Annotated in this window: 17 protein-coding genes; 12 read left to right on the top strand and 5 right to left on the bottom strand. The window is 70.0% G+C overall.

Annotated elements, in window-relative coordinates; all coding sequences use genetic code 11:
- Positions 1–17: 17 nt before the first annotated feature.
- The gene (gene purL, locus AB0H88_RS35085; RefSeq protein WP_357652558.1) at positions 18–2,222 is read left to right on the top strand and encodes a phosphoribosylformylglycinamidine synthase subunit PurL; all 2,205 of its coding nucleotides are present in this window, start codon (positions 18–20) and stop codon (positions 2,220–2,222) included.
- Positions 2,223–2,300: 78 nt separating this feature from the next.
- On the opposite strand, the gene AB0H88_RS35090 is transcribed toward purL, so the two are convergent.
- Complete coding sequence (locus AB0H88_RS35090; RefSeq protein ID WP_357652167.1) at positions 2,301–3,044, bottom strand: hypothetical protein; 744 nt, start codon at positions 3,042–3,044, stop codon at positions 2,301–2,303.
- Positions 3,045–3,284: 240 nt separating this feature from the next.
- Between AB0H88_RS35090 and AB0H88_RS35095 the strand changes: the two genes are divergently transcribed.
- Genes AB0H88_RS35095 through AB0H88_RS35115 form a run of 5 tightly spaced genes read left to right on the top strand, consistent with a single transcriptional unit; the run spans position 3,285 to position 8,043 of the window.
- Positions 3,285–5,303 carry an adenylate/guanylate cyclase domain-containing protein gene (locus AB0H88_RS35095; RefSeq protein ID WP_357652169.1) on the top strand — a complete coding sequence of 673 codons (2,019 nt, stop codon included), beginning with the start codon at positions 3,285–3,287 and terminating at the stop codon, positions 5,301–5,303.
- A 32-nt stretch (positions 5,304–5,335) separates the two neighbouring features.
- A complete protein-coding gene (locus AB0H88_RS35100; protein WP_357652170.1) occupies positions 5,336–5,998 on the top strand; it encodes a Crp/Fnr family transcriptional regulator in 663 nt (220 codons plus the stop codon).
- Positions 5,999–6,043: 45 nt separating this feature from the next.
- A complete protein-coding gene (locus AB0H88_RS35105) occupies positions 6,044–7,471 on the top strand; it encodes an MFS transporter (protein ID WP_357652172.1) in 1,428 nt (475 codons plus the stop codon).
- 30 nt (positions 7,472–7,501) lie between these two features.
- Positions 7,502–7,726 carry a hypothetical protein gene (locus tag AB0H88_RS35110; protein ID WP_357652174.1) on the top strand — a complete coding sequence of 75 codons (225 nt, stop codon included), beginning with the start codon at positions 7,502–7,504 and terminating at the stop codon, positions 7,724–7,726.
- On the top strand, positions 7,723–8,043 hold the full coding sequence (locus tag AB0H88_RS35115) for a type II toxin-antitoxin system PemK/MazF family toxin (protein WP_357652176.1): 321 nt from the start codon (positions 7,723–7,725) through the stop codon (positions 8,041–8,043). Before AB0H88_RS35110 ends, AB0H88_RS35115 begins: the two co-directional genes overlap by 4 nt.
- A gap of 165 nt (positions 8,044–8,208) precedes the next feature.
- Here AB0H88_RS35115 and AB0H88_RS35120 read toward each other — a convergent pair whose 3' ends face one another.
- Positions 8,209–8,862 (bottom strand): TetR family transcriptional regulator, encoded by a 654-nt coding sequence (locus AB0H88_RS35120; protein ID WP_357652560.1) that lies wholly within the window; start codon positions 8,860–8,862, stop codon positions 8,209–8,211.
- A gap of 69 nt (positions 8,863–8,931) precedes the next feature.
- Here AB0H88_RS35120 and AB0H88_RS35125 point away from each other — a divergent pair, with 69 nt between their 5' ends.
- Positions 8,932–10,356, top strand: a complete 1,425-nt coding sequence (locus AB0H88_RS35125) for an MFS transporter (RefSeq protein WP_357652178.1) — start codon at positions 8,932–8,934, stop codon at positions 10,354–10,356.
- Here AB0H88_RS35125 and AB0H88_RS35130 read toward each other — a convergent pair.
- Positions 10,353–12,230 carry an ABC transporter ATP-binding protein gene (locus AB0H88_RS35130; RefSeq protein WP_357652180.1) on the bottom strand — a complete coding sequence of 626 codons (1,878 nt, stop codon included), beginning with the start codon at positions 12,228–12,230 and terminating at the stop codon, positions 10,353–10,355. The two genes, AB0H88_RS35125 and AB0H88_RS35130, sit on opposite strands and share 4 nt — an antisense overlap.
- Positions 12,231–12,264: 34 nt before the next feature.
- Complete coding sequence (locus AB0H88_RS35135) at positions 12,265–14,265, bottom strand: PhoX family phosphatase (RefSeq protein ID WP_357652182.1); 2,001 nt, start codon at positions 14,263–14,265, stop codon at positions 12,265–12,267.
- Positions 14,266–14,461: 196 nt separating this feature from the next.
- Here AB0H88_RS35135 and AB0H88_RS35140 point away from each other — a divergent pair, with 196 nt between their 5' ends.
- Entirely contained in the window at positions 14,462–14,884 is a 423-nt protein-coding gene (locus AB0H88_RS35140; RefSeq protein ID WP_357652184.1) for a sterol carrier family protein, read from the top strand.
- On the opposite strand, the gene AB0H88_RS35145 is transcribed toward AB0H88_RS35140, so the two are convergent.
- A complete protein-coding gene (locus AB0H88_RS35145) occupies positions 14,881–15,876 on the bottom strand; it encodes a DUF4190 domain-containing protein (RefSeq protein WP_357652186.1) in 996 nt (331 codons plus the stop codon). The two genes, AB0H88_RS35140 and AB0H88_RS35145, sit on opposite strands and share 4 nt — an antisense overlap.
- Before the next feature lie 142 nt (positions 15,877–16,018).
- Here AB0H88_RS35145 and AB0H88_RS35150 point away from each other — a divergent pair, with 142 nt between their 5' ends.
- From AB0H88_RS35150 to purM, 4 genes are all read left to right on the top strand, one after another.
- Positions 16,019–16,423 carry a MarR family transcriptional regulator gene (locus AB0H88_RS35150; RefSeq protein ID WP_357652188.1) on the top strand — a complete coding sequence of 135 codons (405 nt, stop codon included), beginning with the start codon at positions 16,019–16,021 and terminating at the stop codon, positions 16,421–16,423.
- Between the two features lie 93 nt (positions 16,424–16,516).
- Entirely contained in the window at positions 16,517–17,263 is a 747-nt protein-coding gene (locus AB0H88_RS35155; protein WP_357652190.1) for an SDR family NAD(P)-dependent oxidoreductase, read from the top strand.
- A gap of 49 nt (positions 17,264–17,312) precedes the next feature.
- Positions 17,313–18,749, top strand: coding sequence for an amidophosphoribosyltransferase (gene purF / locus AB0H88_RS35160; RefSeq protein ID WP_357652192.1), 1,437 nt, complete (start codon positions 17,313–17,315; stop codon positions 18,747–18,749).
- Entirely contained in the window at positions 18,746–19,771 is a 1,026-nt protein-coding gene (purM, locus tag AB0H88_RS35165) for a phosphoribosylformylglycinamidine cyclo-ligase (RefSeq protein WP_357652194.1), read from the top strand. The genes purF and purM overlap by 4 nt, the downstream gene beginning before the upstream one ends.
- Positions 19,772–20,007 lie beyond the last annotated feature (236 nt).

Genomic DNA, 20,007 nt, shown 5'->3' on the forward strand with positions numbered 1-20,007 from the left:
AGACGCCCGCCGAGCCGATGCCGTTCGCCGAGCTGGGGATGAAGCAGGAGGAGTACGACCGGGTCAAGGAGATCCTCGGCCGTCGTCCCACCGGCTCCGAGCTGGCCATCTACAGCGTCATGTGGTCCGAGCACTGCTCGTACAAGTCGTCCAAGGTGCATCTGCGGCAGTTCGCCACGAAGGCCCCCAAGTCCGACGCGCTGCTCGTCGGCATGGGGGAGAACGCCGGCGTCGTCGACATCGGCGACGGCTGGGCCGCCACCTTCAAGATCGAGTCGCACAACCACCCGTCCTACGTGGAGCCGCACCAGGGCGCCGCCACCGGCGTGGGCGGGATCGTCCGCGACATCATGTCGATGGGCGCCCGCCCGATCGCGGTCATGGACGCGCTGCGCTTCGGCGGCGCCGACCAGAACGACACCCGGCGGGTGCTGCCCGGCGTGGTCGAGGGCATCAGCAGCTACGGCAACTGCCTGGGCCTGCCCAACATCGGCGGCGAGGTCGTCTTCGACCCCTGCTACATCGGCAACCCGCTGGTCAACGCGCTCTGCGTGGGCCTGCTGCGCAAGGACCAGATCAAGCTGGCCACCGCGCCGGGGCCGGGCAACAAGGTGGTGCTGTTCGGCGCCTCGACCGGGCCCGACGGCATCGGCGGCGCGTCGGTGCTCGCCTCGGCGACCTTCGAGGACGAGTCGCACGCCAAGCGGCCCGCCGTACAGGTCGGCGACCCGTTCATGGAGAAGCTGCTCATCGAGTGCTGCCTGGAGCTGTACGCGGCCGATGTGGTCGTGGGCATCCAGGACCTCGGCGCGGCCGGCGTCTCGTGCGCGACCACCGAGCTGGCCGCCAAAGGCACCGGCGGCATGCACGTCGACCTCAACCTGGTCCCGCTCCGCGACCCCTCGCTCAGGCCCGAGGAGATCCTGATGAGCGAGTCGCAGGAGCGGATGATGGCCGTGGTCCGGCCGTCGGACATCGCGGCGTTCATGGCGATCTGCGAGAAGTGGGATGTCCCGGCCACCGTGATCGGCGAGGTGACTGACACCGGCCGGCTGGTGATGACCTGGGACGGCGAGACGATCGTCGACATCCCGCCCGGCACCGCGGCCGACGACGGCCCGGTCTACGAGCGGCCCTTCCACGAGCCCGCCGGGCAGGTCGCGTTCAACGCCGACACCCCCGACCGCCTCGACCGGCCCGCCGACCTGCGCGTCACCCTGCTGGAGCTGCTCGGCTCGCCGAACCTGGCGTCGAAGGAGTGGGTGACCTCTCAGTACGACCGCTACGTCCGCTCCAACACCGTGCTCGCCCAGCCCGCCGACGCCGGGATGCTGCGCATCTCCGAGGTCATGGCCGGCGCCGAGCCGACGACCCGGGGCATCGCCCTGGCCACCGACGGCAACGGCCGCTACGCGCGGCTCGACCCCTACGCGGGCGCCCAGCTCGCGCTGGCCGAGGCCTACCGCAACGTCTCCGTCACCGGGGCCCGCCCGCTGGCCGTCACCAACTGCCTCAACTTCGGCTCGCCCGAGGACCCCGAGGTCATGTGGCAGTTCGCCGAGGCCGTACGCGGGCTCGCCGACGCCTGCCGGACCCTCGGCGTGCCGGTGACCGGCGGCAACGTCTCCTTCTACAACCAGACCGGCTCGACCCCCATCCACCCGACACCGGTCGTGGGCGTGCTCGGCGTGATCGACGACGTGGCCAAGCGGGTCGCCACCGGGTTCGTCGCCGAGGGCCTGCGCATCGCGCTGCTCGGTGAGACGAAGGAGGAGTTCGGCGGGTCGGAGTGGGCGCACGTCGCCCACGGCCACCTCGGCGGCCTGCCGCCCGCGGCCGACCTGGCGGCCGAGCAGGCCATGGCCACCGTGCTGGTGGAGGCCGCCGCCCAGGGACTCCTTGAGGGCTCTCACGACCTGTCCGACGGCGGTCTGGCCATCGCGCTGGCCGAGTCCTGCATGGCGCGGGGCATCGGGGCGACGGTGGCGCTGAGCGGCGACGCGTTCACCGACCTGTTCAGCGAGTCGTCGGCCCGCGCGCTGGTGGTGGTCCGGCCGGAGGCGTTCGACCGGTTCGCCGCGCTCTGCGCCGACCACGAGGTGCCCTGCTACGGCCTCGGCACCACCGGCGGCACGTCGCTGGTGGTGGAGGGGGTGCTGGAGGTGCCGGTCGCGGAGTTGCGCGAGACGCACTCCGGCACGTTGCCGGCGCTGTTCGGCTGAGCTTTCGGTTTTGTGCGAAGGCCGGTACGGGGTGCTGTCGTACCGGCCTTCGCGGCTTTTGTCCGGACCTCTTGAGGGTCAGGACTTCTTGAGGCAGATCACGTAGACGGTGCCGCTCACGCCGCCGTGGTTGCCGCCGGTCAGGTTGTTGTTGGTGTCGTTCTTGGCCGCGGTGACCGACCAGCTCGACGCGCCGCTGGGGGCGCTGCTGGTGACGTTGCCGTTGCCGCTGATGGAGAAGCCGCCGCCGGTCGCCACGTCGCCGCTGTCGCAGGAGGCGGAGCCGCTGCCCGAGCTGAAGGTGTTCGAGCGAGTGTAGGTCGTGTAGGTGATGCCCTTACCGTCCTTGCCGTCCTGGCCGTCCTTGCCGGGCAGGCCGTTCTTGCCGTCGGTGCCATCCTTACCGGGGAGGCCGTTCTTGCCGTCAGCGCCGTCCTTGCCGTCGGCGCCCGCCTTGCCCGGGAGACCGTCCTTGCCGTCCTTTCCAGGCAGGCCATCCTTGCCGTCCTTGCCGGGCAGGCCCTGACGGCCCTGGAGGCCCGTGTCACCCTTCGGCCCCTGCGGGCCGGTGTCGCCCTTGGTGCCCTCCGTGATCGTGGTCGTCGACTGGCCGCCGCCGCCGATCACCATCCGGATCTCCGTCTTCCGGCAGGGGGTGGTGGCGTTGACGATGCGGGCGTACCGGGTCTTCTTGTGCACGCACGCGTACACCTCTGAGGCCGACGACGCGGTGGCGACTCCGCCAACGGCGAGGAGCGATGCGGCGAGCGCTCCAACAGTGGCGAGGGTGAGCGTGCGCGCACCGCGAATCTTGATAGCCACGGCTTTCCTTCCGAGGAACGTGTGTTGCTCAGGTTGAGCATGAGGTTCACGTTTCGACCGTTCCAACGGATGACAGGAATCGCATAACAGGTTCATTACAGGACAAATCAGACAGAAGGCGATAACGCTACTTGACGAGTCATGAAAGTCGGCTGTGGGTAAAAGGACGCATTGGCCGGGCCTATCTACGATGGATAATCGGGACCGTTCGGGGGCGCACGCATTCCACGGAGGATGACCTTGTCGACCGCCAGTCCCTACCTCCCCCCTGCCACACAGCCGGTGCGAGGGGTCGTCTGGGCCATCCATCTGGTCCTGCCGCTGCTCGGCCTCTGGCTGCTGCTGGCCCAGAGCCACCTCAACATCATGTGGGAGCACCACCCCAGCCACTTCTGGATGATCATCTCGGTGGCCGGCCTCAACGTGGCGCTCGGCGCGCTGATCAGCGAGGCGTCGCGGAAACGGCAGGACGCCCGGCTCTTCCTGGTCTCGATGGTGTTCCTGGCCAGCGCCGGCTTCTTCTTCCTGCACGGCCTGGCCACTCCGCAGATCATCCTGCCCACCGGATCGATGGGGTTCGACCTCGGGCAGCAGGTCGGGCTGACGATCGCCTCGGGGTTCGCGTTCGTCTCGGCCTTCCCGCTGGGCGAGCGGGCGGCGCACGCCGTCATGAGATCCCAGCACCTCGTGCGGGGCGTGCTCCTCGGATTCATGATCCTCTGGGGACTCGCCTCACTGATCCCCGGACTCACGCCGCTCAGCGAGCCACCGCTCAAGGAGCCGGTCAACTGGCTCGTGTGGTTGTCGCTGCCGGGCCTGGGCCTGTACGGCGCGGCCAGCGTGATGATGTTCCAGCTGCACCGCCAGCGGCCCTCGGCCATGCTGGTCAGCCTGATCACCGCCTACGCGCTGCTCGCCGAGGCCATGATCGCCGGGATGTCGCAGCTCAACTGGCACCTGTCCTGGTGGGAATGGCACATCCTGCTCACGCTGGCCTTCGTCTTCGTCGCCTACAGCGCCTACATACAGTTCAGGCGCGAGGGGTCGAGCGGCGGCCTGTTCGACTCGGTCGCGCTGTCGGCGACCGTGGCCCGCATCCAGCGGCACTACGAGGATGTCCTGGAAGAGCTGGTCGAGCACGTACGGCGCGGCGAGCCGCTGGCGGCCACCCGGTTATCGGAGAAGTTCCGGCTCAACGAGGGGCAGGCCGCGGTCCTCGACCGGGCCGGCGAGGCACTGGCCCGCGAGCGTGAGCTCTCGGAGCGCCTGAGCGCCCTGGTGGCGGTGAGCGCCCAGACCCGCGTACGCCAGTCCGAGAGCGAGCTCCTGGCCACCGCGCTCGAACGCGTCCGGCAGGCGTACGGCGACGTGCGCATCGGCCTGGTCGCCGACGGCAGGACGCAGATCGGCTCCCGCGAGTACGAGTTCGCCGGAGACGCCCCCATCAGACGTGACAACCTGTTCGCCTTCCCGCTGATGGTCAAGGGCAACCTGGCGGGCGTGCTGGAGGTGCCGGTCGGCCGCACGGTGCAGGACGAGGCGCTGGCCGCCACCCTGGCCGGGCAGATCTCGATCTCGCTGGAGAACGCCCGCCTCTACCAGGAGCTCGACACGCTCTTCCGGCAGTACATGTCGCCTGACGTGGCCAACGCCCTGCTCGCCGACCCGGGCCAGGCGGCGCTCGGCGGCCAGATGAAGGAGCTGACCGCGCTCTTCGCCGACCTCAAGGGGTTCACCACGTTCTCGGAGCGGGTCACGCCCGGCGAGATCGTCGAGATGCTCAACCGCTATCACACGGCCGCGGTGCCCTGCATCCTGGCCAACGGCGGCACGATCGTGCAGTTCGTCGGCGACGCGTTGCTGGCCCTGTTCAACGCCCCGGCCACGCAGCACGGCCACGCCAGGGCGGCCTGCCGGGCCGCGCTGGCCATGCAGGAGGCCGCCTCCGAGGTGGCCGAGGAGATCGCCTGGAAGCGGGAGGACGCGGAGGCGTGGCCGACGTTCCGGGTCGGCGTCAACACCGGCCCCGCCCTGGTCGGCAACATCGGCAGCCCGGAGCTGCGCGGCTTCAACGCGATGGGCGACTGCGTGAACGTGGCCGCCAGGCTGCAGAGCCTCGCCGAGCCGGGCACGGTGGTGATCGGCGAGACGACGCGCAGGCAACTGGGAGCCGGCGTCACGGTCAACCCCCTCGGAAAGCTGAGCCTCAAGGGCAAGGAAGAACTCGTGGGTGCCTACGTTCTGACCGCGATGACCTAGAAGGGCGCTGACCGTACCGACATAATCGGCGCATGAACGCAGATCCCGGCGAGTTCCTCTCCATGCTCACAGCCGACGAGGCCGAGGAAATGCGCGCCGCGGGACGACCGCGCAGGTGGGAGCGCGGGGCGACCGTGATGAGCGAGGGCGACACCTCCGACTGGGTGCTCGTCCTGACCGAGGGCCGGGTGAAGGTCTCCTCGCACACGAGCAGCGGCACCGAGGTGGTCCTGGCCGTACGCGGGCCGGGCGGGCTGCTCGGGGAGATGTCGGCCATCGACGGCTCGCCTCGGTCGGCCACGGTCACCGCGCTGGAGCCGATCGCGGGCATCGTCATCCGCGACTTCCCCGCGTTCCTGCAGGCCCATGGGCGCATCGCCGTACTGCTCATGCAGCTGGTGACGGGACGGCTGCGCGACGCGGACCGTAAGCGGATCGAGTACGGGGCGTTCGACACGACGGGCCGGGTGGCGACCAGGCTGATCGAGCTGGCCGAACGCTACGGCGAGAAGACCAACAGCGGCGTACGGGTGGCGCTGCCGCTCTCCCAGGACGAGCTGGCCGGGTGGACCGGGGCCTCGCGCGAGGCGGTCAGCAAGGCGCTGCGGCTGCTGCGGGACCGCGGGCTGATCGAGACCGGGCGACGGCGCGTGGTGATCCACGATCTTGACGGGTTGCGCAAGCGGGCCAGATAGCCCTACCGACAAATCGGACGTACGTCGTACGTCATAGTGGACGGCATGCCCCTCGCCGCCTACGACGACCGCCTCCGTTACGCCTGGCGCGTCTGCTCGGTCACCAGCCTCGGCCTCGTCCTCATCGGCATCGCGGGCAGCACACTGAACGTCGCCCTGCCCACCGTGGTCCGGCACTTCCACGCGAGCCCGTTCGAATCCGGCTGGATCCTGCTGGCGTTCCTGCTGGTCAACACCGCGAGCCTGGTGTTCTTCGGCCGGGTGGCGGACCTGCTGGGGCGGCGGGAGATCTATCTGGCCGGGTTCGCGCTGTTCACCGTCGCCTCGCTGCTGGCCGGGCTGTCGCCGGGCGTGTGGTTCCTGGTCGCGATGCGCGTGCTGCAGGCGGTCGGCGCGGCGATGATCCTGGCCAACGGCACGGTGATCATCACCGACGCGTTCCCACCCGACAAGCTCAGCCAGGGCATGGGCGTCTACATCGGCACCCTCTCCGTGGCGCAACTCGCCGGGCCGACGTTGGGCGGGCTCATCGCGGACACGGCCGGCTGGCAGTGGATCTTCTGGGTGAACGTACCGGCCGGCCTGATCGCCTTCGGCTGGGGCGCGGTGATCCTGCGCAAGATGCCCCGGGGTCCCCGCGAACCGGTGGACGCGCTGGGCAACGCCCTGGTGTTCGCCGCGCTCTCGGCCATCCTCATCGCCCTGTCCGAGGCGGGCTCGGCCGGGCTGAGGAGCCCTGCCGTGCTGACAGGGGCGGCGGTGTTCGCGGTGCTGGTGCCGCTGATCGCGCTGGTGGAGCGGCGGGCCGCGCATCCGGTGCTCGACCTGCGGTTATTCGGGGAGCGACTGCTGGCCTTCGCCAACCTGGCCTCGTTCTGCAACGCGCTGGCCCGCTCGGCGCTGATCCTGGTCGTGGCGCTGTACTTCCAGGCGGCCAGGGGCGTGGACGCCTTCACGGCCGGGCTGAGCGTGCTGCCGGTGCCGGTCGGCATGGCGCTGGCCTCGCCGCTGGCGGGCTCGCTGAAGATCTCCCCGTATGTCGTGTCGATCGGCGGCGCGCTGATGAGCGCCGTGGGGCTCGGCACACTGATGCTGACGGCGGACCCCGCCACGCCGTACTGGATCATCGGGGTCGGCCTCTTCGTGGCCGGGTGCGGGAGCGGCACGTTCCTGACCGGCAACACCACGCAGGTCATGCGTGCCCTGCCGAGCGGCAGCCTGGGGGTGGTCAACGGGTTCCGGGTAATGATCATGAACGTGGGGATCGTGATCAGCGTGGGCCTGTCACTGAGCGTCCTGGCCGGCTCGGTGGGCCCTGCCGAACGAGCGCAGGTGTACGCGGGGACCCTGGCCAAGCTGTCGCCGGTGGCGGTGGGACAGGTGATGCACGGGTTCGAGCGAACGTACGCGATGCTGTTCGCCGTCGCCCTGACGGGCGCCTTGTTCGCGGCGCTGGCCCGGCCGCGGCAATGACGTATTACAAAACGTGTTACGCTTGAGTGCATGGGAACCCTCAACGTCCGCACCGATGAGGCGATGGAAACCGCACTGCGCGCGCTGGCTGGTGACAGGCGGAGCCGATCGGAAGCGGTCCGTTACGCCATCCTTCATACCTACAAGGAAATGCTGCTGGAGCAGGCGGCAGCTGACGCCGAACGGCTACGTGACGATCCCGATGATCAGGCCGAGATGCTGGCGATCCAGCGCTTCATGGGCGTCGCCGAGTGATATTTCGTGGCGCGCTCTACGAGATCAAGGCCATTCCAGGCGCTCGGGAGCACGAGCAGCAGGGTCGCCGGTACGGGGTGATCATTCAGTCGGACCGCTTCGCGACAAGCGTCATCACGATTGCCCTCACGTCGTCGAGCGCGGGCCCGGCGATCTACCGGCCCGAGATCGAGTTCAACGGCACGAAGTCGCGTGTCCTGGCGGACCAGATCTACTCCGTGTCGCCGTCCAGGTTGGGCGACTTCATGGGCACACTGGACGCGCACGAGACCGCCGACGTGGACCGCGCCCTGATGCTGAAACTCGGCCTCATCTGAAAGCCGCGGCCAGCCTCAACGGCCACCGAGCCGATGTGGTTGTCGGGGATGAGGAACGAGTGGGCGATCTTGCCCATCGTGCCGATCTGATGCCTGACGTGCTTCAGGTCGGGCGTCGTGGGCGGCTCGATCTCGCAGACCAGCTCGAAAGTCATGCCGAGCACCCTAACGTCTGGCCGCCAAAGCCTCCACGCCGCTGATGACCAGGTCCACGCCGAACGAGTCGTAGAAGCCGGCCGTCATCCCCTCGACCATCGGGCCCGCCATTTCCACCAGGTTCGGGTATTGGTCCGCCGGCAGGGACTCCAGGCCTAGGCGCTTCACCCGGACTATCTCGGCGATCTCCTCCGAGGTGTGGCGGGAGCGGAAGTGGACCGGGGCGTCGGCGATGGAGATGGCGCTCTGCAGCAGGTATTTGGAGATCAGGCAGCATTCCTCCGCGCTGAACCCCGCCGTCCGCGCCAGCCCGAGAGCTCCGTCCCAGACCGCCAGGAAACTGGGCACCGCGCTCTGGTCCACCTGCTCCAGTACGTTCTTCGCGCAAGGGTGGGTGCGCAGGACCCTGATCAGACCCTCGACCAGCTCCCGTAGCCGGTCGCGCCATGGGCGGTCGTCCCCGCCCTTGACCCCGAAGCCCAGGATCAGGTGATCCGCCATGCCGATGAGCAGCTGGTCCTTGTTCTTGAAGTGCCAGTAGAGGGCCATCGGCGTCACGCCCAGGTCGGCCGCCAGTCGCCTGATTGTCACGGTGTCGAGCCCTTCGGCGTCACCGATCTCCAGGGCCCGCTCGACGATGGCCACCGCGGTCAGTTTTCCCATCACGGTTGACAACTATACGACGTACAAGTTCACTATACGACGTACAAGTACGGCGTATAGGAGACGAACATGGACCGGCGCTGGTGGGCGCTCACCGCGGTGACGCTCGGGACCTTCATGACCTATCTCGACAACAATCTGGCGAACGTCGCGCTGCCGACGATCCAGCGGGAGCTCGGGCTGACCATCTCCGGCCTGGAGTGGATCGTGAGCGGCTACATCCTGGTGTTCGCCGGGCTCATGCTGGTCGGCGGCAGGCTGGCCGACGTGTTCGGTGCCCGGCGGGTCTTCACGACGGGATTGGTGATCTTCACGCTGTCGTCCCTCGCCGCCGGGCTGGCCACCGACGGCACCATGCTGATCGCCGCCCGTGCCGTGCAGGGCTTCGGCGCGGCCATGCTGACGCCGACGGCGCTCTCGCTGCTGACGCAGATCTTCCCCGACCCGGGCGAGCGCGGGCGGGCTGTGGGCATCTGGAGCGCCTCCGGCGCGCTGTCGATGGCGCTCGGCCCGGCGGCCGGCGGCTTCATCAGCGAGCGGCTGCACTGGGGCTGGATCTACCTGATCAACGTGCCGATCGGGGCGGTCACGCTCGCTCTCGCGCTCTGGGCCGTCCGTCCCGCCTTCACCCGGGTACCGCGCGGCCTCGACCTGCCGGGCCTGGCCACCTCGGCGCTCGCGCTGTTCGCCCTCACCTACGGGTTGATCGAGGGCGACGGCGCCGGATGGACCTCGCCGGAGATCCTCACCGCCTTCGGCGTCGCGCTCGCGGCGGCGCTGGCGTTCCTGCTCGTCGAGGCGCGGTCCGCCGAGCCGATGATCGACCTGTCACTGTTCAGGGCGAGGATGTTCAGCGGCGGCCTGATCACCATGGGCATCTGGTCGTTCGGCGTGTTCGGCATCTACTTCTTCAGCGCCCTCTGGCTGCAGAACGTGCTCGCCTTCTCCCCCACCGAGGCCGGCGCCGCGTTCGTGCCGATGGCCCTGGTCATGGCGGTCACGGCGATCCTGTCGCAGCGGGTCAGCGCGCGGCTGGGCATCGGCCCGACCGTCGCGCTCGGCATGGCGCTGATGGGCGGCGCCCTCTTCATGATCTCCGGGATCGGCGCCGACGGCGGCTACGGCGACGTGCTGCCCTGGTTCCTGGTGTACGGCCTGGGCGGCGGCCTGCTGGTCCCCCTGACCGCCGCGATCCTCTCCGGCATGCCCCAGGGCAGGTCGGGCATCGCCTCTGGGGTGCTGAACGTCTCGCGCGAGGTGTTCGGGCTGCTCGGCATCACCGTCCTGGGCGCCATCCTGAACTCCAGGCAGAGCGCCAGTGACCGGCCGCCGCTGGCCGCCTTCCTCGACGCCTACCAGTTCACACTGGTGCTGGCGGCCGTGCTCGTGCTGACGGCGATCCCGGTCAGCCTGTACGCCCTGCGCGCCCGCCGTACGAGTGGCCAGGCGAACCAGCCGCGAGCCGAGCGGCAGGAGCAGACGACCGCCGTCTAAGCGGCCCCGACGGTGGCGGGCTCGTCGAACTGGGTCCGGTACAGCTCCTCATAGCGCCCCCCGGCGGCGAGCAGCTCGGCATGCGTACCCCGCTCGACCACCCGCCCGTCCTCGATCACCAGGATGACGTCGGCGGCGCGGATCGTGGACAGGCGGTGCGCGATCACCACGGCGGTCCTGCCCTGCAGAGCCTCGCCCAGCGCCTCCTGCACGGCCGCCTCCGAGGTGGAGTCGAGCGCCGCGGTGGCCTCGTCCAGGATCACCACCCTGGGCCGGGCCAGCAGCAGCCGGGCGATCGTCAGCCGCTGGCGCTCGCCGCCCGACAGCCGGTAACCGCGCTCCCCGACCACGGTCTCGAGACCGTCGGGCAGGGACTCGATGAGCGTGGCCAGCCTGGCCCGGCCGAGCACCTCCCAGAGCTCCGCCTCATCGGCCTCGGGCCGGGCGAGCAGCAGGTTGGCCCTGATCGTCTCGTGGAACAGGTGCCCGTCCTGGGTCACCATGCCGAGCGTGTCGCGGATCGAGTCGGCGGTCAGGTCGCGTACGTCCACCCCGCCGATCTTCACCGACCCCGAGTCGGCGTCGTACAGTCTCGGCAGCAGCTGGGCGATCGTCGACTTGCCCGCGCCCGAGGAGCCGACGAGGGCGACCATCTGGCCCGGCTCGGCCGTGAAGGAGACGCCGTGCAGCACCTCGACGCCGCCGCGCGAGTCGAGGACGGCGACCTCCTCCAGCGAGGCGAGCGAGACCTTGTCGGCGGCGGGGTAGGCGAAATGCACGTCGTCGAACTCCACGGCGACCGGCCCTTCGGGGACCTGGACCGCGCCCGGCCGTTCCTTGATGAGCGGCTCGAGATCGAGCACCTCGAAGACCCGCTCGAAGCTGACCAGCGCGCTCATGACGTCCACCCTGGCGCTGGCCAGGGCGGTCAGCGGCGTGTACAGGCGGGTGAGCAGCAGGGCCAGGGCCACGACCGAGCCGGCGTCGAGCTGGTCGCGCAGGGCGTAGAAGCCGCCGAGGCCGTACACGAGGGCCAGGGCCAGCGCGGAGACCAGGGTGAGCGCGGTGACGAAGACCGACTGGGTCATGGCCGTGCGCACGCCGATGTCACGCACTCGCCTGGCCCGGGCGGCGAACTCCGCCGACTCGCGGGCGGGCCGGCCGAACAGCTTCACCAGCGTCGCGCCGGGCGCGGAGAAGCGCTCGGTCATCTGCGTGCCCATGGCCGCGTTGTGGTCGGCCGCCTCACGCCGCAGCCGGGCGATCCTGGAGCCCATCCGGCGCGCGGGCAGGACGAACACCGGCAGCAGCAACAGCGCGAGCAGCGTGATCTGCCAGGAGATCCCGATCATCACGATGAGGGTCAGCACGAGTGTCACGATGTTGCCCGCCACGCTGGACAGGGTGTCGGTGAAGGCGCGCTGCGCGCCGATCACGTCGTTGTTCAACCGGCTGACCAGGGCGCCCGTGCGGGTCCTGGTGAAGAAGGCGATCGGCATCCGCTGGACGTGGTCGAAGACCGCCGTGCGCAGGTCGAGGATCAGTCCTTCGCCGAGCCCCGCCGACAGCCATCTGGTCACCAGGCCGAGCCCGGCCTCCGCCAGGGCGAGGACCGCGATCAACCCCGCCAGCCCGGCCACGATGCCGAACGTCTCACCCTTGACGATCGCGTCGACGACCCGGCCCGCGAGGACGGGCGAGACCACCGCCAGGGCCGCCATCACCACGCTTAACACCAGGAAGAGCGTCACCCGCCGCCGGTGCGGCCGGGCGAAGGCGCCGATGCGACGGAGCGTCGCCCTCGACAGTGGGCGACGCTCCGTCTGGTTGTTCATCGAATACAGCTGATGCCAGGCGGTCATTTCCATGCTCATGCATGGCAGCCTAAGACCTCAACTTAACTTCAGGTCAAGAACCGATCTTCTGACCCTTGGCATGCCAGACGACCGCGACCGACGGACGCGGCTGGTCACCGTCGGGCCAGCGGCTGGCCGGCTTGTCAGGGGTGGCGCCGTCGAGCTCGCCCGGATGCTGCACCGCGACGAACACGCTGCGCTGGTCCGCGGTGACCATCGGGCCACAGGTCTCCGCGCCGAGCGGAACCGTGAGGAACTGCCGCAGGTGCCCGCGCTCCTTGCCGCGCACTGGCATCACGAACATACCGTCGTTGCTGCCGAGCTGGTTGCCGTCTGTGGAGATCCAGAGGTTGCCGTCCCGGTCGAAGGCCACGTTGTCCGGGCAGGAGATCGGCGAGACCTTCGTCTTGTCGTAGCCGGCGAAGTAGGTCGCGGCGTCGTTCGGGTCGCCGCAGACCAGCGGGATCGACCAGGCGAACGTCTTCTCCCCCGCGTCGTCGCGCCGCTCGACGATCTCCAGCACGTGGCCGTGCTTGTTGGACGGGCGCGGGTTGGCCTCGTCGACCTGGGCCGCGGTGCGGTTGGTATTGTTGGTCAGCGCCACGTAGACGCCACCGGTGACGGGGTTGCGCTCCATGTCCTCGGGGCGGTCCATCTTGGTCGCCCCCACCTTGTCGGCGGCGACGCGGGTGTAGACCAGCACCTCGATGGCGGTCATGCCGTCCACGTACGACTTGTCGCCCGAGACCAGCGGGATCCACTGGCCGGAGCCGTCGAAGGCGCCGTCGGAGGGCAGCTTGCCCGACCCGTCGATCTCGGTGGCGGGGCTGTCGCCGGTGAACTTGGCGACATAGAGCGTGCCCTCGTCGAGCAGGTCCCTGTTGTGCCGGTCGTTACCGGGGATGTAGCGGTCCTTCGAGACGAACTTGTAGATGTACTCGAAGCGCGAGTCGTCCCCCATGTACACGACCACGCGCCCGTCGCGGGCCAGCGTGGTGTTGGCGGCCTCGTGCTTCAGGCGACCCAGCGCGGTCCGCTTGACGGGCGTCGAGTCGGGGTCGAACGGGTCGATCTCCACGACCCAGCCGAACCTGTTCGCCTCGTTCGGGTGCTTGGCCAGGTCGAAGCGCTCCTCGACGCGGTCGAAGCGGCGGCTGCTCGACGGGGTGCCGGTGGTGATCGTGTAGCGGGAGATGTACGGCAGCTGCGCCGCCGGGACCTTGTCGCCGTTGACGAAGTACTGGTCGATGTTCTCCTCGGCCGTCAGCACGGTGCCCCATGGCGTCGATCCGCCGGAGCAGTTGTTCAGCATGCCGACGGGGGTGCGGCCCTTCGGGTCGGCGGCGGTCTTGAGCAGGTCGCTGCCCGCGGCCGGGCCGCTGAAGCGCATCGGCGTCTGGGCGGTGACGCGCCGGTTGTACCGCCGGCGGCCGGTGGTGACCAGCTTCCACTGGCCGGTGCCGCGCACGCGCTCGATCTCGACGACCGAGCCGCCATGGGCGGCCAGCGCGATCTTGATCTGGTCCTCGGTGGCGGCGGCGCCGGTGGTGTAGCCGCGGAACATCAGGTTCTCGTTGGTGTACTCGTGGTTCACCCAGAGCAGCCCGCGGTTGGCGCCCATCGGGAAGAGCGTGACGAAGTCGCAGTTGTAGCCGAACTGCTTGGCCTGCGCCTCGGGGCTCTGGTGGTCGAAGTCGAACGCGGGCGCGTCGGCCGTCACCGGGTCGCCCCAGCGCGCGACGACGGACGAGGTGTAGCCGTCGGCGACGCGCAGCGCGTCCTCCTTGTTCGGCGGCACGGGGGTGAAGCGGATGCCGCCCGAGGAGCGGCCCAGAAGCTCGGCCTCCGGCGGCTCCGTGGGGTCGGCCAGAGCCGGTACGGCCCCGGCGACGCCGACCCCGACGACCCCGGCGGCCAGGGCGCCCAGGGCGCCGGCGCGGAGCATGCCCCGGCGGGACATCGCCTCGGCGACCACGTCGCCGAAGTAGGTGTTGTCACTGGTGTTGGCCACGTCGTGCGCACAAGCGTTGCCGCAGCGGAACCGGCAGGTCATCGCCGATCGTCCAGATGTATGCGCGGGAAGCAGCGGTAGCAACCGGTTCGCCACAGTTCCTCCAAAAATGAGCTGTCTTACGGCGGGGAGGCTACGACCGCCATCGAAACCGCAGGTGAACGAGGCCCTCCGACACGATGAACGCTTTCCACGACACAATGGTCAAGTGCCTTCGCGGAAATTGGACCCGGAAAGAATGCGGGCCGCACTGGACGCCCAACTCGTGGCGTTGGACGAACCGCCCTTCGACGGACCGTCCTCGGCACTGGCCGACGCGCTGGTCTCCGCCGTGCTCGCCGCCTACGAACGGGATCTGCGGCCCGAGCGCGACGCCGCCCGGCAGGCCGTACGCCACCTGCTCGACCGGCTGGCGACCGCCGCGCCCGGCCGGACGGTGGAGGTGCGCGTGCCGCCGTACGCGGCCGTACAGGCCATCGCCGGGCCGCGGCACACGCGCGGCACTCCCCCGAACGTCGTGGAGATGGACGGCCGCACCTGGATCGAGCTCGCGCTGGGCCGCCTCACCTGGGCCGAGGCCATGGCGAAGGGCGCCGTCTCAGCGAGCGGCGCCCGTGCCGACCTGTCCGGCCACCTCCCGCTCTCCTGGCGGGGCTGCTAGGGGTTACGCCTCATCCAGGGGAACTTGCTCTCGAAGCACTGGTCGGCGAGCTGGCCGGGAAGGTGACCGCACTCCTGGACCACGCTCCAGAACCAGATGGCCACGACGGCGAAGATGATCAGGGCCAGGACGCTGACCGCGATGCCCGCGATGGCGCGGCCCTTGCCCACGCCCTTGCTGAGCGCGACGCAGCCGAAGACGATCGACAGGATCGCGGTGAGCAGACCGGTGAAGCAGACGAAGACGAGGAACGGGCTGGCGACGCCCAGCACCAGCGAGGCCGTGGCCAGGCCGTTGCCCGGCTTGGGGGGCGGGCCACCCTGGTATGGCTGGTACGGACCCCCTTGCTGGTACGGACCCCCTGCAGAGTAGGCGGCGCCCCCTGGCGGCGGGCCGTAGCCGGGGCCGCCGCCGCCGGGCGGGCCGCCGTACGGGCTGGAAGGCGAGGTGCCCGGCACGGCCGGGACGGGCTCGGTTCGAGGCGGCGTCTCCGGCGGCCGGCCTCCCCCGTAGGACGGGGTCTGCGGCCCGGCTTCCCCGTACGACGGTGTCTGCGGCACGAACGACGGCCGGTCCTCCGGCGGTGACGGCGGCGGCTCGCTCTGGGGCGAGGTCGGCGGCTGGTGGCGCGGCGGCTCACCCTGCGGCGATGGCGGCGGCTCGTGGCGTGGTGGCACGCCCGGCTGTGACGGCGGCGGCTCGTAGCGCGACGGTGGCGTGGGTCCCGGCGCGCCGGGCTGTGGCTCTCCTCCTTCATCGTCCCAGCCCGGGTAGGACGGCCGCGCGCCCGGCGTCGGGAACACCTGGGTCTCCTCCGCCTCGCCACCCTCCTCGGCCTCGGCCGGACCAGGGGTCTCGGGCGAGGTGGGCAGGTCGGGGTGGAACGGCTGGCCCGGCTCGCGGCGGGGCCGCGGCTGCTCCTCCGGAGGCTCCTCCTTCGAAGGGTCGCCGTCGTTCGGGCGAGGCTGGTTCGGATCCCCAGGTGTGGTCACGTCTGCGTCTCCCGACGGGTCTGTATGCCGGATACTTCACCTTTTCGCGGCTGACATCGCCGAAACCACGCGACACGGTAAGAGCCCGCTCATCCTTGGGTCACCATGCGCCAAAATGGCAGGCGACGGGCAAGATGAGGACATGCTGGAAGAGACCCTGACCTACGCGTTGATCATGGTCATGAAGACGAAACGCAACCAGATGGCCGCCGCCCTGGTCCCGCTCGGCCTGCACAGCGGCCAGGAGCTGCTGCTCAACCAGCTGTGGCAGGAGGACGGCCTCACCCAGAGCGAGCTCATCCGGCGGCTGGGCGTCGAGCCGCCGACCGTCACCAAGACCGTCCAGCGCCTGGAGCGGGCCGGCTTCCTGCACCGCACGCCCGACCCCGACCGGCCGCGGGTGAGCCGGGTCTGGCTGACCGACGCGGGCAAGGCCGTCCGCGAGCCCGTGGAACAGATCTGGGCCAGGACGGACGAGGAGTTGCTGAGCGCGTTCGACCCGGATGAGCGGGACATGTTCGGCCGCCTGCTGCGTGCCATGCCCTGAAGACCCTTTCACTCCAAGCGAAACCGCCTTGCGGACAGGCGTCGCCATGGAGTTAGCTGGCTAATTAGTCGGCTAATAACGAAGGAGTTCATCATGCACGTGTTCGTCACCGGCGGTTCGTCCGGCATCGGCGCGGCCACGGCCGTCGCCTACGGAGCCACGGGAGCCCGCGTCACCATCACCTACCACTCGGGCGAGGAACGGGCGGCCGAGGTGGTCAAGCGGGTGGAGCAGGCCGGGGGCGAGGCCACGGCCGTGCACCTCGATCTGGAGGACCACGCGAGCATCATCGCCGCCGTGAGAGAAGCGGGGCCCGTGGACGCGCTGGTCGCCAACGCCGTGCGCTGGGGCACGATCATGCCGGGCAGCGTCGCCTTCGAGGACGTACCCGCGGCGGAGTGGACGGCCGCCCTGCACGCCAACGTGGTCGGCAACGCGATACTCGCGGGGGCCGTGCTGCCCGGCATGCGGCGGAACGGTTTCGGGCGGATCGTGTTCGTCTCCTCGGGTGCGGCGGAGGAGGGGCTGCCGGGCCCCGGCGCGTACGGCACGGCCAAGATGGCCCTGCACGGCATGGCCCGCGCACTGGCCTGGGAAGCCGGCAAGGACGGCATCCTGGTGAACGTCGCCGCCGCCGGATTCACCCTCACCGAGCGCGAACGGCCCGTCCCGCAGGAGGTCGCGGACGCGCTCGCCGCCCGCACGCCCACCCGACGGCTCTCGACGGCCGACGACCTGGCGGCGCTGATCGTCTTCCTCGGTTCCGCGGCGAACCGCAACCTCACCGGAGAGATCATCCGCGACGGATCCAACGCCGGCCGGTCGGCGCACGCCCTCTGATCTGGCCCCCGGGTGCGAGCAGGGGAGCGGCCGACCTAGACTGAAGCACGTGCTGAAAGGCGACGGCCGGCTCGGCCATGACCTGGACCCCCAAGACCATGCTCCCAAAGACGCCTGCGGCGTCTTCGGCGTCTGGGCGCCAGGCGAGGAAGTCTCCAAACTCACCTACTACGGGCTGTACGCGTTGCAACACCGCGGACAGGAGTCCGCGGGCATCGCGGTCAGCGAGGGCAGCCGCATCCTCGTCTACAAGGACATGGGCCTGGTCTCCCAGGTCTTCGACGAGTCGGTGCTCGGCACCCTCAGGGGGCACCTGGCCATCGGCCACTGCCGCTACTCCACGACCGGCTCCAGTGTGTGGGAGAACGCGCAGCCCACGCTGAGCTCCACCGACGAGGGCGGCCTCGCGCTCGCCCACAACGGCAACCTGATCAACACCCCGGAGCTGGCCCAGCGGCTGGCCCCCGGGGCGACCAGGGCGACCACCGACACCGAGGTGCTCGCCACGCTGCTCGCCCAGGACCCCGACCGGTCCATCGAGGACGCGGCGGCCGAGCTGCTGCCGCAGGTCAAGGGCGCCTACTCACTGGTGTTCATGGACGAGAAGACGCTCTACGCGGCCCGCGACCCGCAGGGCATCCGCCCGCTGGTCCTGGGCCGCCTGGAGCGGGGCTGGGTCGTGGCCTCCGAGACGGCCGCGCTCGACATCGTGGGCGCCACGTTCACCCGCGAGATCGAGCCGGGCGAGATGCTCACCATCGACGAGGGCGGCGTCAGGTCGCGCCGGTTCGCGCTGGCGGAGCCGAAGGGCTGCCTGTTCGAATACGTCTATCTGGCCCGCCCCGACACCACCATCGCCGGGCGCGGCATCCAGGTCACCCGGGTCGAGGTCGGCCGCGCGCTGGCCCGCGAGCACCCCGTCGAGGCCGACCTGGTCATCCCGACGCCCGAGTCCGGCACGCCCGCCGCCGTCGGCTACGCGCAGGAGAGCGGCATCCCCTACGGCCAGGGCCTGGTGAAGAACTCCTACGTCGGCCGCACCTTCATCGAGCCCTCGCAGACCATCCGGCAGCTCGGCATCAGGCTCAAGCTCAACCCGCTGCGCGAGGTCGTCGAGGGCAAGCGTCTGGTCGTCGTCGACGACTCGATCGTGCGCGGCAACACTCAGCGCGCGATCGTCAGGATGCTGCGCGAGGCCGGCGCTAGTGAGGTGCACGTACGCATCTCCTCGCCGCCCGTCTCCTGGCCGTGCTTCTACGGCATCGACTTCGCCACCAGGGCCGAGCTCATCGCCGGCTCGCTCAGCGTCGAGGAGATCCGGGCCTCGCTCGGCGCCGACTCGCTGGGCTACATCTCGCTGGAGGGCCTGACCAAGGCCACCACGATCCCCGCCGAGCGCCTGTGCCGGGCCTGCTTCGACGGCTCCTATCCCATCCCCATCGACCAGGACAACGTGGGCAAGTTCGTGTTGGAGAGCAAGGCGTGACGACGTACGAGGCCGCCGGGGTCGACATCGAGGCCGGCGAGCGCGCCGTCTCACTGATGAAGGCCAAGGTGGCCCGCTCACGCAGGCCCGAGGTGGTCGACGACGCCAGCGGGTTCGCCGGCCTGTTCGACGCCTCGGCCCTGCTGCGCTACCAGCGCCCGCTGCTGGCCACCTCGACCGACGGCGTGGGCACCAAGGTCATGGTCGCCCAGCAGTACGGCAAGCACGACACGATCGGCGTCGACCTCGTCGCCATGGTCCTCGACGACCTGGTGGTATGCGGCGCCGAGCCGCTGTTCATGACCGACTACATCGCCTGCGGCAAGGTGGTGCCCGAGCGCATCGCCGAGATCGTGGGCGGGGTCGCCGAGGGCTGCCGGCTGGCCGGGGCAGCTCTGCTCGGCGGCGAGACCGCCGAACACCCGGGCGCCATGGGCCCCGACGAATACGACCTGGCGGGCGCGGGCACCGGCGTCGTGGAGGCGTCGGCGATGCTCGGCGCCGATCGCGTACGGGCCGGCGACGTGGTCCTCGGGCTGGCGTCGTCGGGCGTGCACTCCAACGGCTATTCGCTGGTGCGCCACGTGCTGCGCGAGGCGTCGCTGTCGCTCGACGCCGACCTGCCCGAGCTGGCCAGGCCGCTGGGCGCCGAGCTGCTGGAGCCCACCAGGATCTACTCGCTCGACTGCCTGGAGCTGGCCAGGACGGCCGACGTGCACGCCTACGCCCACATCACCGGCGGCGGCATCGAGAGCAACCTGTCCCGCTCACTCCCCGACCACCTCGATGCCGTCCTCGACCGCGCCTCGTGGACCCCGCCAGCGATCTTCTCGGTCCTGGCCGGCTACGGCGGCATCGAACAGAAGGACATGGACAAGACCTTCAACCTGGGCGTCGGCATGGCCGCCATCGTCGCTCAGGAGGCAGCGGACGAATCCTTGCGCCTACTGGCCGAACGCAACCTGCCGGCCTGGGTGTTGGGCGAAATCACAGAGGGCACCGGCCAAGCCACCTACCGCTGACGCGAGACAACACCAACCGTGGACACACGGGGTGGAAGACCGTGTAGAGGCACGGGCTGGCAGGGGTCGCGAGACGCACCGGGTGGCGGGGGTCTGCAACGACACCTGCCACCTGTTGGCACCCAGACGGTTACACCGTCTTGTAACGGCGCCCGGCCCTGTGCGGGATCAGCGGCCGTATTCCTGGAGGCCCTCAGCCCTGTACGGCGGGTGGCGGCCAGCCGTGCTTGCCGTAA

The organism is Nonomuraea sp. NPDC050680, assembly GCF_040654555.1.
GTDB lineage: Bacteria > Actinomycetota > Actinomycetes > Streptosporangiales > Streptosporangiaceae > Nonomuraea.

What these genes read in the sequence shown, in the direction of transcription:
- AB0H88_RS35120 (WP_357652560.1), bottom strand. Translation starts at nt 8,862, where the DNA reads ATGGGAAAACTGACCGCGGTGGCCATCGTCGAGCGGGCCCTGGAGATC.
- AB0H88_RS35110 (WP_357652174.1), top strand. Translation starts at nt 7,502, where the DNA reads ATGGGAACCCTCAACGTCCGCACCGATGAGGCGATGGAAACCGCACTG.
- AB0H88_RS35125 (WP_357652178.1), top strand. Translation starts at nt 8,932, where the DNA reads ATGGACCGGCGCTGGTGGGCGCTCACCGCGGTGACGCTCGGGACCTTC.
- AB0H88_RS35105 (WP_357652172.1), top strand. Translation starts at nt 6,044, where the DNA reads ATGCCCCTCGCCGCCTACGACGACCGCCTCCGTTACGCCTGGCGCGTC.
- AB0H88_RS35150 (WP_357652188.1), top strand. Translation starts at nt 16,019, where the DNA reads ATGCTGGAAGAGACCCTGACCTACGCGTTGATCATGGTCATGAAGACG.
- AB0H88_RS35100 (WP_357652170.1), top strand. Translation starts at nt 5,336, where the DNA reads ATGAACGCAGATCCCGGCGAGTTCCTCTCCATGCTCACAGCCGACGAG.
- AB0H88_RS35140 (WP_357652184.1), top strand. Translation starts at nt 14,462, where the DNA reads ATGCGGGCCGCACTGGACGCCCAACTCGTGGCGTTGGACGAACCGCCC.
- purL (WP_357652558.1), top strand. Translation starts at nt 18, where the DNA reads ATGCCGTTCGCCGAGCTGGGGATGAAGCAGGAGGAGTACGACCGGGTC.
- AB0H88_RS35130 (WP_357652180.1), bottom strand. Translation starts at nt 12,230, where the DNA reads ATGAGCATGGAAATGACCGCCTGGCATCAGCTGTATTCGATGAACAAC.
- AB0H88_RS35135 (WP_357652182.1), bottom strand. Translation starts at nt 14,265, where the DNA reads ATGACCTGCCGGTTCCGCTGCGGCAACGCTTGTGCGCACGACGTGGCC.
- AB0H88_RS35155 (WP_357652190.1), top strand. Translation starts at nt 16,517, where the DNA reads ATGCACGTGTTCGTCACCGGCGGTTCGTCCGGCATCGGCGCGGCCACG.